Below are 12,467 nucleotides of genomic sequence, written 5' to 3' on the forward strand. Positions count from 1 at the left end.
AGGGTGCTGCTCAAGCCGGCGCTGTAGCCGGTTGCGGGCGCGCGCCGCGCGAGGGCGCCTCTTCGTAGCGGTCCATGCCGAGCCCGTCGGTGCGGATGTCCGGCTGCTGGCCCATCACCATGTCCGAGATCAACTTGCCCGAGCCGCAGGCCATGGTCCAGCCCAGCGTGCCGTGGCCGGTGTTGAGGAACAGGTTCGCATAGCGCGTGGCGCCGACGATGGGCGTGCTGTCGGGCGTCATCGGGCGCAGGCCCGTCCAGAAGGTGGCGCGTGGCAAGTCGCCACCGGGGAAGAGGTCGCTCACCACCTTCTCCAGCGTGGCGCGGCGGGCCGGATTCAGGCGCAGGTCGAAGCCGCCGAGCTCGGCCATGCCACCGACGCGGATGCGGTTGTCGAAGCGCGTGACCGCGACCTTGTAGGTCTCGTCGAGCACCGTCGATTGCGGCGCGAGCGATTCGTCGACCAGCGGCACGGTCAGCGAGTAGCCCTTGACCGGATAGACCGGAATGTCGAGCCCCAGCGAAGCGACGGCGGCGCGCGAGTAGCTGCCGAAGGCCATCACATAGCGATCGGCCGTGAGGATCTTTCCGGTGGTGGTGCGCACGCCGGTGATGCGGCCGCCCTCGGTCTCCAGGCCGTCGATGGACTGGCCGAAGCGGAAGTCCACGCCCAGGCCGCGCGCGATGTCAGCGAGGCCCCGGGTGAACAGGTGGCAGTCGCCGGTTTCGTCGTTGGGCAGGCGCAGGCCGCCGGCGAGGCGGTCGCGCGCGCCGGCCAGCGCGGGCTCGATGCGGGCGAGGGCGTCGCGGTCGAGCAGCTCGTAGGGCACGCCGCATTCCTCGAGCACCGCGATGTCGCGCTGCACCGCATCGAGCTGCGCCTGCGTGCGAAAAAGTTGCAGCGTGCCGCCCGTGCGGTGCTCGTAGGCGAGGCCGGTGTCGGCGCGCAACTGCTGCAGGCAGCCGCGGCTGTATTCGGCCACGCGCATCATCCGTTCCTTGTTGACCGCGTAGCGCTCGGGCGAGCAGTTGCGCAGCATCGCGGCCATCCAGCGCAGCTGGAACAGCGTGCCGTCGGGGCGGATCGACAGCGGCGCGTGCTTCTTGAACATCCACTTGATCGCCTTGAGCGGAATGCCCGGCGCGGCCCACGGCGTGGAGTAGCCCGGCGACACCTGCCCGGCGTTGCCGAAGCTGGTTTCCTCCGCGGGGCCGGACTGCCGGTCGAGCAGCGTGACTTCGGCGCCCGAGCGCGCGAGGTAGTAAGCCGTGGTGGTGCCGATCACGCCGCCGCCGAGAACGATGACTTTCATGGTGTATTCGCCGATTCGTATGGAATGCATGGAATCTAAAGTGCACAATGCAGTGGATTCCATTGTTTTTCAGGGTTTGGCGGCGAAATCCACTGCCATCAATCGCCCAATGCAACCTGCGGAGTGAAATGCCGGAACTCGACCGAATCGACCGCAAGATCCTCGACCTGCTGCAGCGCCAGGGCCGCGTCTCCATGACCGAACTGGCCGAGCACATCGGCCTCTCGGCCTCGCCTTGTGCCGAGCGCGTCAAGCGCATGGAGCGCGACGGCGTCATCACCGGCTACCACGCGCGCGTGTCGCCCGAGGCGCTGGGCAAGACGCTCCTGGTGTTCGTGGAGATCAAGCTCTCGGCCAAGTCGGGCGACGTGTTCGACAAGGTCAGGCAGGAGCTGCTGCACATGCCCGAGGTGCTCGAATGCCATCTGGTGTCGGGCAGCTTCGACTACCTCGTGAAGGCGCGGCTGAGCGGCATGAGCGAGTACCGCCACCTCTTGGGCGACATCCTCAAGAAGCTGCCCGTGGCGGCCGAGTCGCACAGCTATGTGGTGATGGAGGAGATCAAGGAAACGCTGGTGCTCGCCGTGGACCGCTGACGTCTGCCGACGCACGCCGGCGCGGCCGCTACGATCGCTCGCGCTTCCCATCCTCCTCTTCAGACCCTCAAGGAAAAAACGGCAATGACCCTCACGATCCACCGCGACGGCACGACCGGCACGCGCCACATCCTCAAGATCCGCAACCACGAGATCGCCGTCGATGCCTCGCCGGCCGGCGGCGGCAGCGATGCGGGCCCCGAGCCGCACGACCTGTACGACGCCTCGCTCGCGGCCTGCAAGGCGCTCACGGTGCTGATCTACGCGCGCCGCAAGGGCATCCCGGTGGAAGACATCGAGGTGATCGTCGACCGCGACGACAGCGAGGAGCGCAAGGGCGTCTATCGCTTGAAGTCGGGCCTGCGCCTGACCGGTGACCTCACCGAAGCGCAGCGGGACGAACTGCTGCGCGTGGCGGGCAAGTGCCCGGTCCACAAGCTCATGACCGAGGTGAAGACCGAGATCGAGACCGGCTGGGCCGACTAGCGCACTAGCCTTCGGCCTTCTTGCGCGCGGCGTCCACGCGCTTGGCATAGCGGTCGCCCCAATCGGCCAGCGGCCCGAGCGCCGCATTGAGCGTGGCGCCGAGTTTCGTCTCCGAGTATTCGACCCGCGGCGGCACTTCGTGGAACGCTTCGCGGTTGACGAGGCCGTCGGTCTCCAGCTCGCGCAGCTGCTGGATCAGCATCTTCTCGCTGATGTCGGGCAGCAGGCGCTTGAGTTCGCCGAAGCGGCGCGGCTGCACATGCAACTCCCAGAGGATGACCGCTTTCCACTTCCCGCCGATGACTTCGAATGCGGGCCCGATGCCGCAGTTGTAGGGTTTGCTCGCCTTCATGTGCCGATCCATTACTGACGTTTTGGTAAGTACCGCACTTTATGGTAGGTACTTGACCGTTGGCAAGTTGAATTCCTACGATGCGGGCGTCATCACAACCTGCCTCGAATCATCATGAACAACAAGGAAATCTCGGTCATCGGCCTGGGCTCGATGGGCGTCACCATCGCGCGGCTCTATCTCGAACAGGGCTACAAGGTCACGGTGTGGAACCGCACCGCGGAGAAGGCCGACGCGCTGGTCGCCAAGGGCGCGGTGCTCGCGCGCAGCGCGGCCGAAGCCGTGCGCGCCGCGCAGGTCGCGGTGATGTGCGTCTACGACTACCGCGCCGCCGAAGCCATCCTCGCGATGGAGGGCGTCGCCGCCGCGATGGATGGCCGCCTGCTGGTCCAGCTCACCACCGGCAGCCCCAGCGATGCGCGCGATGCCGAGCTGTGGGCGCACCGCCAAGGCGCCACTTACCTCGAAGGCGCCATCCAGGCCGCGCCGGACCAGATGGGCCAGCCCGACACGCCCATCCTCATGTCGGGCGCGCAAGCCGTTTTCCGCGAAGCACAGCCGCTCCTGAAAGTGCTGGGCGGCGGCACCGTGTACCTGGGCGAGACGGCCAGCGCCGCAGCGGCGATGGACCTCGCGACGCTCTCCACCATCTACGGCACGCTGCTCGGGTTCATGCACGGCGCGCGCATCGCCGAGCACGAAGGCTTCGACGTGGCCGACTACGGCCGCATCGTCGCGGGGATCATGCCGACCTTCGCGGGTTTCCTGCAGCACGAAGGGTCGGTGATCCAGTCAGGCGACTTCAAGATCTCGCAGAGCCCGATGCGCATCTCGGTCGAGGCAACGCAGCGCATCCTGCAGACGGCGCAGGAGGCGGGCATCAACACCGAGTTTCCGGCGTTCGCCGCGGGGCTCTTCAAGCGTGCGGATGCGGCGGGGCTCGGGGGCGAAGAGATCGCGGCGCTGATCAAGCTGCTGCGCTGACCGGCGCACCGCGCGTCATGCCCACGTCATGAAGCGGATCGCGCGCAGCACATCGGCTTCGCGCTCCATGAGGAAGTCGCCGTGGGCGCAGTTGTCGAGCGTCACGTGGTGCGGTGTCTTCAGCGCTGCCACGAGACTGTTCGCGTCGGTGATGCGCGCGCGGCGATAGATGCGCAGGAAGTCGGCCGCGTCCTTCTCCGTCTTCGCGTCGAGCGGCATCTCCAGCCACGAGAACAGGTCCCGGTTGTCGGCGAACAGCGCGGTGATCACCAGCGAAGGCACGCGCACCTGCGTGTAGTCGGGCGAGAAGGTGTGGGCTGCGGTGTCCATGGCGGTCTCGACGCTCTCGGGTGTGTTGGGGCGCACGCTGCCATCGGGCTGCACGTCGAGCGCATCGCGCAGGTTCGCTTCGAGCGGCGGCCACCAGGCCTTGAATTTGCGCCGCTGGAAGGCGATGGCCGCCTGCATCGACTGGCTGTCCTCAGGCGTCGCGACAGGCTCGGCCAACGCCTGGTTCGTGGGCAGCTCCTCGCCGCCGGTATCGCCGTCCACCGTGTAGTCGAAGGAGGTGTCCAGGTAGATCAGCCCCTGCACCCGTTCGGGAAACCGGCCCGCAAACCGCGTGAGTTCGTTGCCGGCGATCGAATGACCGGCCAGCACCACGCGCTCGAGCGCGAGGTCGTCGAGCACCGCCTTCAGGTCGGCGACGAGATCGTCCACCTCGTAATGCTGCGTAGCGCTTTGGACGGGCAGCGGCTTGCCGGAGAGGCCGTAGCCGCGCCGGCTGATCGCCACCACGCGCGAGAAATCGCTCGCCAATGCCGGCGCGAGGCCGTCGAAGTAGCGCGCGTTGCCGCCGAGGCCGGCCAGCAGCACGATGACGGGGCCCGCGGTGCCGGGCTGGTGCCAGTCGCGCACCTGGAGCGAGACCTCGGGTGCGCTGGACACCTTCACGCGGCGTTCGGTGACGGAGACAGCGGCGGGGCCGGTGCCCACCCCACCGCCGCCACTGCCGCTGCCACCACCGCCGCCGCAGGCCGTCATGGCGAGCGCTGGCGCAAGGGCGGCCATGGCGCGCAGGATGTGCCTGCGCCGGGGTTGGAACCGGAAGGGCCGGAGGGGTTGCGAGGGAAGGCGATTCACGTCGATGTGCTTTCTGCAGGGGAGCGGTCCAGTGTGTGTTTGGCACCTGAAGAAGCCCTTCGCCCTTCATGAAGATTTCCTGAACTCCCTGCGCGGGGCTTGGCAGATACTTCGCCCCATTCCGACCAATGGGCGATGCCGCCCTGCACATCCCATGAACCTTCTGCTTGTTGAGGACGATCTCGATCTCGGCAACGGCGTGCGCATCGCGCTGGTCAACCAGGGCATGGACGTGGTGTGGGTGCGCCGCCTCGACGACGCCCTGCGCACCCTGGCCGGCGGCACGTTCGACATGGTGCTGCTCGACCTGGGCCTGCCCGATGGCGACGGGCTCGACCTCCTGTTTCGCCTGCGCCGCGACCGGCAGATCTTGCCGGTGCTGGTGCTGAGCGCGCGCGATGCGCTCAACGACCGCCTGCGGAGCCTGGACGACGGCGCGGACGATTACCTCGTCAAGCCTTTCGCGCTCGCCGAATTGCTCTCGCGCGTGCGGGCGCTGGCGCGCCGCAGCTACGGCTTCAACGACGAGACCATCCGCATGCGCGGCCTCGCGCTGCACGAGCCCACGCGCGGCGTGATCGTCGATGGCGAGCCGGTGGACCTCTCGCGCTGCGAGTTCGACCTGCTGGCGCTGCTGCTCAAGCGCACCGGCCGCGTGGTCACGCGCCGTGTGATGGAAGAGCAGGTGCTGCCCGGCGGCCAGGCCAACGGCAGCAACTCGCTGGAGGTGCACATCTCCAACCTGCGCAAAAAGATCGGGCAGGGCTACATCCGCACCGTGCGGGGCATCGGCTACGTGATCGACATGCAGTCGCTGGTGCGGAGCACGCCCCGATGATGCAGGCCCTGGCGCTGCGCTGGAAGAAGTGGAAGCAGCCTTCGCTGATGCGGCGCCTGCTGCTCGCGCAGATGGCCGTGGTGGCGCTGCTGTGGACCATGGCCATCGCGCTTCTGCTGTACGACTCGTACGAAGACCCCGAGCTCCTGAAGTACGAGAAGATCTTCCGCTCGATTCTCTCGATCACGGAAAACCTGGCCGATCAACCCGCCCGGCAGCAGCAGAGCCTGGCGGCCTTCGACATGGCGCTGCTCGAATCCGTGGGCGACGGCAATGCCGCGTCCGACACCGCGCCGGTCATGCAGGTGTGGCAGAAGGACAAGCTGATCTACCGCTCCACGGCGGCCGTGCCCGTCATCCTCAACACGGTGCCCGACCGCATCGAGACCGTGAAGGCGGGCGGCCGCGAATGGCGTGCGCGCACGCTGGTCTCCTCCAATGGCGACACGCGCGTGATGCTGGCCGAGCCCAGCGTCTGGCGGCTGACGGTGACGGTCATGTACCGCGGCTTCTACGTGCTGCCGCTGGTGATCAGCCTGCCGTTCCTGATCTTTCCGGCGTGGCTCTCGATGCGCGTCGCGCTGCGGCCCTGGCGGCAGGTGACCAAGGAGACCTCCGAGCGCGGCCCCGCCGACATGACGCCGCTGTCGTACACGCCGCCCCACAAGGAACTGCAGCCGCTGGTGCAGAGCATCAACAGCCTCTTGCAACGCGTGCGCGACAGCACTTCGCGCGAGCGCAGTCTGATCGCCGACGCGGCCCACGAACTGCGAACGCCGCTCGCGGCCATGCGGGTGAACGTGGAGGCGTTGAAGGAGCAGAGCACCGACGAAGGCCAGCGCGAGCTCATGGGCAACCTGCTGCGCAGCAACGACCGCGCGGCGCGGCTGGTGGGGCAACTGCTGCAGCTCATGCGCAGCGATGCGGTGCTGCACGGCGGCCTGCCGGTCATGCTGTCGCTCGACGCGCTGGTGCAGGACCGTCTGGCGATGATCGAAGGCCTCGCCCGCGCCCGCGGTGTGGAACTGGAGCTCGATGGCGAAGGCCACGTGCCGGTGCTGGGCGAGCGCGAAAGCCTGGCCTCGATGGTCGACAACCTCATCAACAACGCCATCAAGTACAGCCCGGAGAACGCAATGGTCACGGTGCGGGTGGCGCGCGAGGGCGCCCGGGCGGTGCTGACCGTGGCGGACCGGGGCCCGGGCATTCCGCCCGCGCTGCGGGAGCGCGTGTTCGACCGGTTCTTCCGCAACCCCGACCAGACGCAGAGCGGCAGCGGGCTGGGGCTTGCCATCGTCAAGTCGGTGGTGGACAGGCATGGCGGCAGCGTCGTGCTCGACGAAGCCCTGGGCGGGGGCCTCAGGGCCACGGTGCGGCTGCCACTGGCGGTGGCCGAGGCGCCCCAGCCCATGCTCTGCACCTGAAACCTCCCCCCGGACGCGGCCAAAGGCCGTGGTCAGGTCCATTTGGGGACAGAGATTTACAATGTACAGCTACCCCCGGCGCCGTCTACAGGACACTTTCAACAATGAAGTGGGTCATTCTTGCTATCTTCGCGCTCAGCGCGCTCTACGTTCACTTCCGCGGGCAGGTGCGGCATCGCTTCTTCAGACAGCTCTCTGATCACTCGACCTTCCTCGCGCCGCTGAACGTCTTCATGTACCTTTTCTCGAAGGTGCCGGGTACGCCGTACCTGTCGCCCGCCGAGTTTCCCGAGATGCGGGTGCTCGAGCAGAACTGGGAAGTCATCCGCGAAGAGGCGCTGGCCATGCGCAACGGCGGCAGCATCAAGGCATCGAGTCAGTTCAACGACGTGGGCTTCAACTCCTTCTTCAAGAGCGGCTGGAAGCGCTTCTACCTGAAGTGGTACGACGAGGCGCATCCCTCGGCCGCCATCCTCTGCCCGCGCACGACCGAGCTGCTCAAGGGCATCGGCACCATCAAGGCGGCCATGTTCGCGGAGCTGCCGCCCGGCAGCCGCCTCGTGCGCCACCGCGACCCCTTCGCCGGCTCGCTGCGCTACCACCTAGGCCTGTGGACGCCGGGCGTGGAAGGCTGCTACATCGACGTGGACGGCCAGCGCTACCACTGGCGCGACGGCGAGGCCGTGGTGTTCGACGAGACCTTCATCCACTACGCCGAGAACACCACCGACCACGACCGTGTGATCCTGTTCTGCGACATCGAGCGTCCTCTGAAGTACCGCTGGGCGAGCGCCGTGAACCGCTGGTTCGCCAAGAACCTGCTGGCCGCCGCGAGCTCGCCCAACGATGCGGGCGACAAGACGGGCGGCATCAACCGCGCGTTCAAGTACATCTACCAGATCCGCGTGGTCGGCAAGCGGCTGAAGGCCTGGGACAAGCGCGCGTATTACCTCGTGAAGTGGTCGATCTTCGGCGGCCTCGCGCTCTGGATCTTCTGGTAATCACGCAAGGCGCCCGGCGTGGGCGCCGACCATTTCCGCCAGCGCGTCGGCCACGGCCCTGACGCGCGGCGAGCGCCTCACATCGGGGTGCACCACGCTCCACACCTCCCGCATCACAGGCCGGCCTTCGCCGGGCACCTCGACCAGTGCGGCGTCGCCGCGCGCCATGAAGTCCGGCAGCATCGCGAGGCCCAGGCCTCCGCGGCAGGCGTTGTGCAAGGCCGTGAGGTCGTTGCTGCGCAAGACGAAGGGGCGCGCACCGGCGAGCTCGGCCAGCAACTGCTGGTGCGGCACGTTGCCGGGCGAATCGCTGTAGCCGAGGAAGCGCCAGTCGCTCTCTGCGCGCGTGAGCCACACCGGCGCGGCATAGAGGCGAAAGGCCAGTTCGCCGAGCTTGCGGGCGGCCAGGCCCGGCTCGGTCGGGCGCATGAAGCGGATCGCGATATCGGCATCGCGTCGCTGCAGGTTGGCGCTGCGCAGTTCGCCGACGATATCCAGCGCGATGCCCGGCCACCGGTCGCCTTGCGCGACTTTCGCGGCCTGCGCGGCCCACAGCGGCACGATGAAGTGACTGGCGAAGGCCGGCGGCGCGGAGACGCGCACCGTGCCCTGGTGGGCCGTGTTCGCCGCGGCGGCACGCGCGAAGGCCAGCACCTCCTGTTCCAGCCGCTCGGCGGGTGCGAGCAGCGCTTGGCCTTCCTGCGTCAGCGCCCAGCTTCGCGGCAGGCGATCGAAGAGGCGCACGCCGATGTGCGACTCCAGCGCGCCGACGCGGCGCGCGACCGTCGAGTGCTCCACGCGCAACTGCCGCGCCGCGCCCGAGAGGCTGCCCTCGCGCGCCACCGCGACGAAGAAGCGGATGTCGTCCCACGCAAGGGATGCGAGAGAAGCGGGCGCGATGGCATCGGGGCGGTGAGCTGGCGATTCGTGCACAACGGATGCGAAGTTTTGGGGAATGGCCAGGCATTCTGCCCGCCGATATCGTCCTGTGCATCGTTTGTCATTTCACAGGAATCGCCATGAGCACCATGCAACAACCCATCATTTCGTACGGCGCGCCCGTGTCCCTCGACATCGCCCGGCGCGTGGCCGCGGCCGCCGAAGCCAAGGCGCGCGCCCACGGCTGGCCCATGGTCATCGCGGTGATGGACAGCGCCGCCAACCTCGTGGTGCTGCACAAGATGGACCACGCGCAGACCGGCAGCGTCGAGATCGCGCAGGCCAAGGCGCGCAGCACCGTGCGCTTCAAGCGGCCGACGCGCGTGTTCGAAGAGGCACTCGCCGCGGGCGGCCTCAACCTGCGCCTGCTGGCCACCGAGGGCGCATGCCCGCTCGAAGGCGGACTGCCGCTGATGCACGAGGGCTGCCTCGTCGGCGCCATCGGCGTCTCGGGCATGCAGTCGACGCAGGATGCGCAGGTGGCGGCCGCGGGGGCGCAGGCCCTCTGACTGCCTGTCTGACCGCGCGGCTCAGGCCTCGGCCAGCACCAGCCGTTCGCGCTTCGTGCGCGCCCAGCTGACGAGCACCGCGAGCAGCGTGCCGCCGACCACGTCGAGCAGCACGTGCTGCCGCGTCGCGAGCGTCGAGTAGACGATGCCGAAGGCCCACAGCAGGTTCACACAATGCGTCCACGCGGGCGCGCCCACGCTGCGCAACTGGCGGCCCAGCAGCACGGCGGTGAACACCGCGAAGGCCACGTGCAGCGACGGGAAGGCATTGCCGCCCACGTCGGTGGCCTTCAAGAACTGCAGTGCCGGGTACTGCGACCAATCGACCGCGAACACCGGCACCGTGGTCGGAAAGAACCAGAACACCACCAGGCCGATCGCCGCCATGACCGCGGCGCCCTGCGCGCAGGCCCAGAGCTCGGCCTTGTCCTTCGCAAGCGCAGGCGCGAGCGAGATGTAGAACCACAGCGAGCCGTACAGCAGCATCGCGTCGTCGCTCACGGCCACCCAGTGGTCGAGAGGCGTGAGCGGCATCACCGTCGGCGTCGACGGCGGGTTGTGCATCACCCAGAAGTACAGGAAGAAGAAGCCCGAGATGCCGGCCGTGGTGCCGATCATCTTGACGAACCAGAGCGTCGCGATCCGCTGTCCCAGTGCCATGTACCAGGGCACGGAAGGAAGGGCGGCGGGGCTCGAGCGGGATGTCACCGATGCGGCTTTCGGAAAGGGGATCGCCCCAGCTTATGCAACTGCATTGCGTGAACATTGCGCCTGGGCGGTGTAGGGGCTCTCCTAGAATGTCCCGCCCATCCGCTCCACCGCCTCCCCGCATCCTCTGCATTCCCTCATGAGAATCCTGCTTGTCGAAGACGAAGTCGATCTGGCGCAGGCGCTCGCGTCGGCCTTGCGCCAGAACCAGGCGGTGGTCGATGTGGCGGGCTCGCTGCGCGAAGCCGAGGAGGCCGCGCTCGGTGCGCAGCACGATGTGATCGTGCTCGACCGCGGCCTGCCCGACGGCGACGGCCTCTCGCTCGTGGCGTTCCTGCGGCAGAACGACATCGCCGCCGCCGTGCTGGTGCTCACCGCCATGTCCGACGTGGCGGAGCGCGTGCTGAGCCTGGACGGCGGCGCGGACGACTACCTCGCCAAGCCCTTCTCGATGGACGAACTCATGGCGCGCGTGCGCGCATTGGCGCGGCGCCCCGCGGTGCGCGCCAACTTCGTCATGACGCTCGGGCAATTGCGCTTCGACCACCACGCGCGGCAGGCCCACATCGGCGAGGCAAGCCTCACGCTGCCGCGACGCGAACTGCTGGTGCTGGAGACCCTGCTCGAGCACCGCGGCCGCACCGTGCTGCGCGAGGCGCTGCAGGACCGCGTGTACGGCCACAAGGACGACATCCAGTCGAACGCGCTCGACACGCACGTCTCGCGTCTGCGCTCGAAGCTCGACAAGGCCGGCGCGCAGGTCGAGATCCACGCGATCCGCGGCGTGGGCTATCTCATCTGCGCGGCATCGGCGGCCTGACGCCATGAGCCTGAGCCTGCTCTCGCTGCGCTGGCGGCTGATCTGGAGCCTGATCCTGCTGCAGGTGGTGGTCGGCTCGCTGGTGCTGGGCGGTTTCATCGGCCTCGCGTGGGTGCTGGGGCGCGTGGTCGACGAGACCGGGCAGGAGACCGTCGCGGTGATCCAGCGCGCGCTGACCCGCGACGCCGCCGGCAAGCTGATCGTGGTGCCGACAGCCGAGTTCCTGCGCCTGCAGAACGGCGACCCGGGCTTCTGGTTCATCGCGCGCGATGCCAAGGGCGCTGAAGTGCGTCATGGCGACGTGCCGCCCAAATACGCCACGCTCATGACCACGCTCGACGGCATGGCGCGCATCGCCATCGAGCCCGCGAAGGACAACACCCAGCCCAAGGCCCGCTTCGAGCGCGTCGAGACCACCGCCGGCCCGGTCAACGTGCTCGCGCAGACCGGCAGTCCGCTGTCGGTGAAGAACACGTTGAAGGGCACGGGCCTCGTGTTCCTGTTCCTGGTGGCGCCGATGGCGCTGCTCACCAGCCTGGGCGTGATCCTGGCCACGCCCTTCGTGGTGAAGCGCGGCCTGCAGGGCGTGGTGGCCACCGCGGAGCATGCGGAGGGCATCGACGTGCACGAGCGCACCACGCGCCTGCCGCTCGCGAACGTGGCCAGCGAGATCCGCCCGCTGGTCAACGCCGTCAACCGCGCCTTCGACCGGCTCAACGAAGGCTACGACCGGCAGGAGCGGTTCCTCGCCGACGCCGCGCACGAGCTGCGCACGCCGATCACCACGCTGCAGATCCACCTGGAAGGCCTGCCGAACGATCCGCTCAAGGTGAAGCTGATGCAGGCCTCGGCGCGCCTGGCCACGCTGGCCGAGCAACTGCTCGACCTGCAGCGCCTTGACCACGTCGTGCCGCAGGAAGAGCCGGTGGACCTGAAGGCGCTGTGCGAGCGCGTGGCGGCCGACATTGCGCCGCTGGCGATCCAGAACCGTTGCACGCTCTCGGTCGATGCGCCGCAGCCGCTGATGGTGCACGGCGATGCGCCTTCGCTCGAACGCGCGCTCACCAACCTGATCCAGAACGCCATCGAGCATGGCGGGCAAGGCTGCGACATCGAGGTGCGGCTGTGCGCGCCCTCGTGCATCGAGGTGCTGGACTCGGGGCCCGGCATTCCCGAGGCGGACCGCGAGCGCGTGGTGGCGCCGTTTCACCGGCTCGTGCCGCGCGGGCGCGGCGCGGGGCTGGGGCTGCATCTCGTGGCCGAGGTCGCGCGTTTGCATCGCGGGCAACTGACCATCGGATCGAGCGAATCGGGCGGCGCGAAGATGCGGCTCGAGCTGAACCTCGACGCGTGAG

The 12,467-nt window shown here is 68.3% G+C and carries 14 protein-coding genes; 9 read left to right on the top strand and 5 right to left on the bottom strand.

Annotation, left to right across the window (positions count from 1 at the left end):
• Positions 1–10: 10 nt before the first annotated feature.
• Positions 11–1,312, bottom strand: a complete 1,302-nt coding sequence (locus tag ACZYRS_RS09390; RefSeq protein WP_463419007.1) for a D-amino acid dehydrogenase — start codon at positions 1,310–1,312, stop codon at positions 11–13.
• A gap of 128 nt (positions 1,313–1,440) precedes the next feature.
• Here ACZYRS_RS09390 and ACZYRS_RS09395 point away from each other — a divergent pair, with 128 nt between their 5' ends.
• Both ACZYRS_RS09395 and ACZYRS_RS09400 read left to right on the top strand, forming a co-directional pair.
• Complete coding sequence (locus ACZYRS_RS09395) at positions 1,441–1,908, top strand: winged helix-turn-helix transcriptional regulator (protein WP_257861421.1); 468 nt, start codon at positions 1,441–1,443, stop codon at positions 1,906–1,908.
• A gap of 84 nt (positions 1,909–1,992) precedes the next feature.
• On the top strand, positions 1,993–2,394 hold the full coding sequence (locus ACZYRS_RS09400) for an OsmC family protein (RefSeq protein WP_463419008.1): 402 nt from the start codon (positions 1,993–1,995) through the stop codon (positions 2,392–2,394).
• Between the two features lie 4 nt (positions 2,395–2,398).
• Here the strand turns inward: ACZYRS_RS09400 and ACZYRS_RS09405 are convergent, their stop codons facing one another.
• Positions 2,399–2,746: a winged helix-turn-helix transcriptional regulator gene (locus ACZYRS_RS09405; RefSeq protein ID WP_463419009.1), complete on the bottom strand. Its 348-nt coding sequence runs from the start codon at positions 2,744–2,746 to the stop codon at positions 2,399–2,401.
• A 114-nt stretch (positions 2,747–2,860) separates the two neighbouring features.
• Between ACZYRS_RS09405 and ACZYRS_RS09410 the strand changes: the two genes are divergently transcribed.
• Positions 2,861–3,730: an NAD(P)-dependent oxidoreductase gene (locus ACZYRS_RS09410; protein WP_463419010.1), complete on the top strand. Its 870-nt coding sequence runs from the start codon at positions 2,861–2,863 to the stop codon at positions 3,728–3,730.
• A 15-nt stretch (positions 3,731–3,745) separates the two neighbouring features.
• On the opposite strand, the gene ACZYRS_RS09415 is transcribed toward ACZYRS_RS09410, so the two are convergent.
• Entirely contained in the window at positions 3,746–4,801 is a 1,056-nt protein-coding gene (locus ACZYRS_RS09415; protein ID WP_463419011.1) for an alpha/beta fold hydrolase, read from the bottom strand.
• A 226-nt stretch (positions 4,802–5,027) separates the two neighbouring features.
• Between ACZYRS_RS09415 and ACZYRS_RS09420 the strand changes: the two genes are divergently transcribed.
• The 3 genes from ACZYRS_RS09420 to lpxO all read left to right on the top strand — a co-directional run bounded on the left by ACZYRS_RS09420 (position 5,028) and on the right by lpxO (position 8,136).
• Positions 5,028–5,711, top strand: a complete 684-nt coding sequence (locus tag ACZYRS_RS09420) for a response regulator (RefSeq protein WP_198786782.1) — start codon at positions 5,028–5,030, stop codon at positions 5,709–5,711.
• The gene (locus ACZYRS_RS09425; protein WP_463419012.1) at positions 5,708–7,135 is read left to right on the top strand and encodes a sensor histidine kinase; all 1,428 of its coding nucleotides are present in this window, start codon (positions 5,708–5,710) and stop codon (positions 7,133–7,135) included. Before ACZYRS_RS09420 ends, ACZYRS_RS09425 begins: the two co-directional genes overlap by 4 nt.
• A 104-nt stretch (positions 7,136–7,239) precedes the next feature.
• Complete coding sequence (gene lpxO, locus ACZYRS_RS09430; RefSeq protein ID WP_198786784.1) at positions 7,240–8,136, top strand: lipid A hydroxylase LpxO; 897 nt, start codon at positions 7,240–7,242, stop codon at positions 8,134–8,136.
• Here the strand turns inward: lpxO and ACZYRS_RS09435 are convergent, their stop codons facing one another.
• On the bottom strand, positions 8,137–9,069 hold the full coding sequence (locus tag ACZYRS_RS09435) for a LysR family transcriptional regulator (protein ID WP_463419013.1): 933 nt from the start codon (positions 9,067–9,069) through the stop codon (positions 8,137–8,139). It abuts the gene before it with no gap.
• Positions 9,070–9,155: 86 nt separating this feature from the next.
• Between ACZYRS_RS09435 and ACZYRS_RS09440 the strand changes: the two genes are divergently transcribed.
• The gene (locus ACZYRS_RS09440; RefSeq protein WP_463419014.1) at positions 9,156–9,584 is read left to right on the top strand and encodes a GlcG/HbpS family heme-binding protein; all 429 of its coding nucleotides are present in this window, start codon (positions 9,156–9,158) and stop codon (positions 9,582–9,584) included.
• A gap of 21 nt (positions 9,585–9,605) precedes the next feature.
• On the opposite strand, the gene ACZYRS_RS09445 is transcribed toward ACZYRS_RS09440, so the two are convergent.
• Positions 9,606–10,292 carry a phosphatase PAP2 family protein gene (locus ACZYRS_RS09445; protein WP_463419015.1) on the bottom strand — a complete coding sequence of 229 codons (687 nt, stop codon included), beginning with the start codon at positions 10,290–10,292 and terminating at the stop codon, positions 9,606–9,608.
• Positions 10,293–10,431: 139 nt separating this feature from the next.
• Between ACZYRS_RS09445 and ACZYRS_RS09450 the strand changes: the two genes are divergently transcribed.
• Together ACZYRS_RS09450 and ACZYRS_RS09455 are read left to right on the top strand one after the other, a co-directional pair.
• On the top strand, positions 10,432–11,112 hold the full coding sequence (locus ACZYRS_RS09450) for a response regulator (RefSeq protein ID WP_463419016.1): 681 nt from the start codon (positions 10,432–10,434) through the stop codon (positions 11,110–11,112).
• A gap of 4 nt (positions 11,113–11,116) precedes the next feature.
• Positions 11,117–12,466, top strand: coding sequence for a sensor histidine kinase (locus tag ACZYRS_RS09455; RefSeq protein ID WP_463419017.1), 1,350 nt, complete (start codon positions 11,117–11,119; stop codon positions 12,464–12,466).
• The last annotated feature ends 1 nt before the right edge of the window (position 12,467 follow it).

The organism is Variovorax sp. AC194, assembly GCF_979257995.1.

Bases quoted from the DNA above. Each gene is read 5' to 3' on its own strand.
- ACZYRS_RS09410 (WP_463419010.1), top strand. From the start codon at position 2,861: ATGAACAACAAGGAAATCTCGGTCATCGGCCTGGGCTCGATGGGCGTC.
- ACZYRS_RS09390 (WP_463419007.1), bottom strand. From the start codon at position 1,312: ATGAAAGTCATCGTTCTCGGCGGCGGCGTGATCGGCACCACCACGGCT.
- ACZYRS_RS09450 (WP_463419016.1), top strand. From the start codon at position 10,432: ATGAGAATCCTGCTTGTCGAAGACGAAGTCGATCTGGCGCAGGCGCTC.
- ACZYRS_RS09400 (WP_463419008.1), top strand. From the start codon at position 1,993: ATGACCCTCACGATCCACCGCGACGGCACGACCGGCACGCGCCACATC.
- lpxO (WP_198786784.1), top strand. From the start codon at position 7,240: ATGAAGTGGGTCATTCTTGCTATCTTCGCGCTCAGCGCGCTCTACGTT.
- ACZYRS_RS09415 (WP_463419011.1), bottom strand. From the start codon at position 4,801: ATGGCCGCCCTTGCGCCAGCGCTCGCCATGACGGCCTGCGGCGGCGGT.
- ACZYRS_RS09405 (WP_463419009.1), bottom strand. From the start codon at position 2,746: ATGAAGGCGAGCAAACCCTACAACTGCGGCATCGGGCCCGCATTCGAA.
- ACZYRS_RS09420 (WP_198786782.1), top strand. From the start codon at position 5,028: ATGAACCTTCTGCTTGTTGAGGACGATCTCGATCTCGGCAACGGCGTG.
- ACZYRS_RS09425 (WP_463419012.1), top strand. From the start codon at position 5,708: ATGATGCAGGCCCTGGCGCTGCGCTGGAAGAAGTGGAAGCAGCCTTCG.
- ACZYRS_RS09455 (WP_463419017.1), top strand. From the start codon at position 11,117: ATGAGCCTGAGCCTGCTCTCGCTGCGCTGGCGGCTGATCTGGAGCCTG.
- ACZYRS_RS09440 (WP_463419014.1), top strand. From the start codon at position 9,156: ATGAGCACCATGCAACAACCCATCATTTCGTACGGCGCGCCCGTGTCC.
- ACZYRS_RS09395 (WP_257861421.1), top strand. From the start codon at position 1,441: ATGCCGGAACTCGACCGAATCGACCGCAAGATCCTCGACCTGCTGCAG.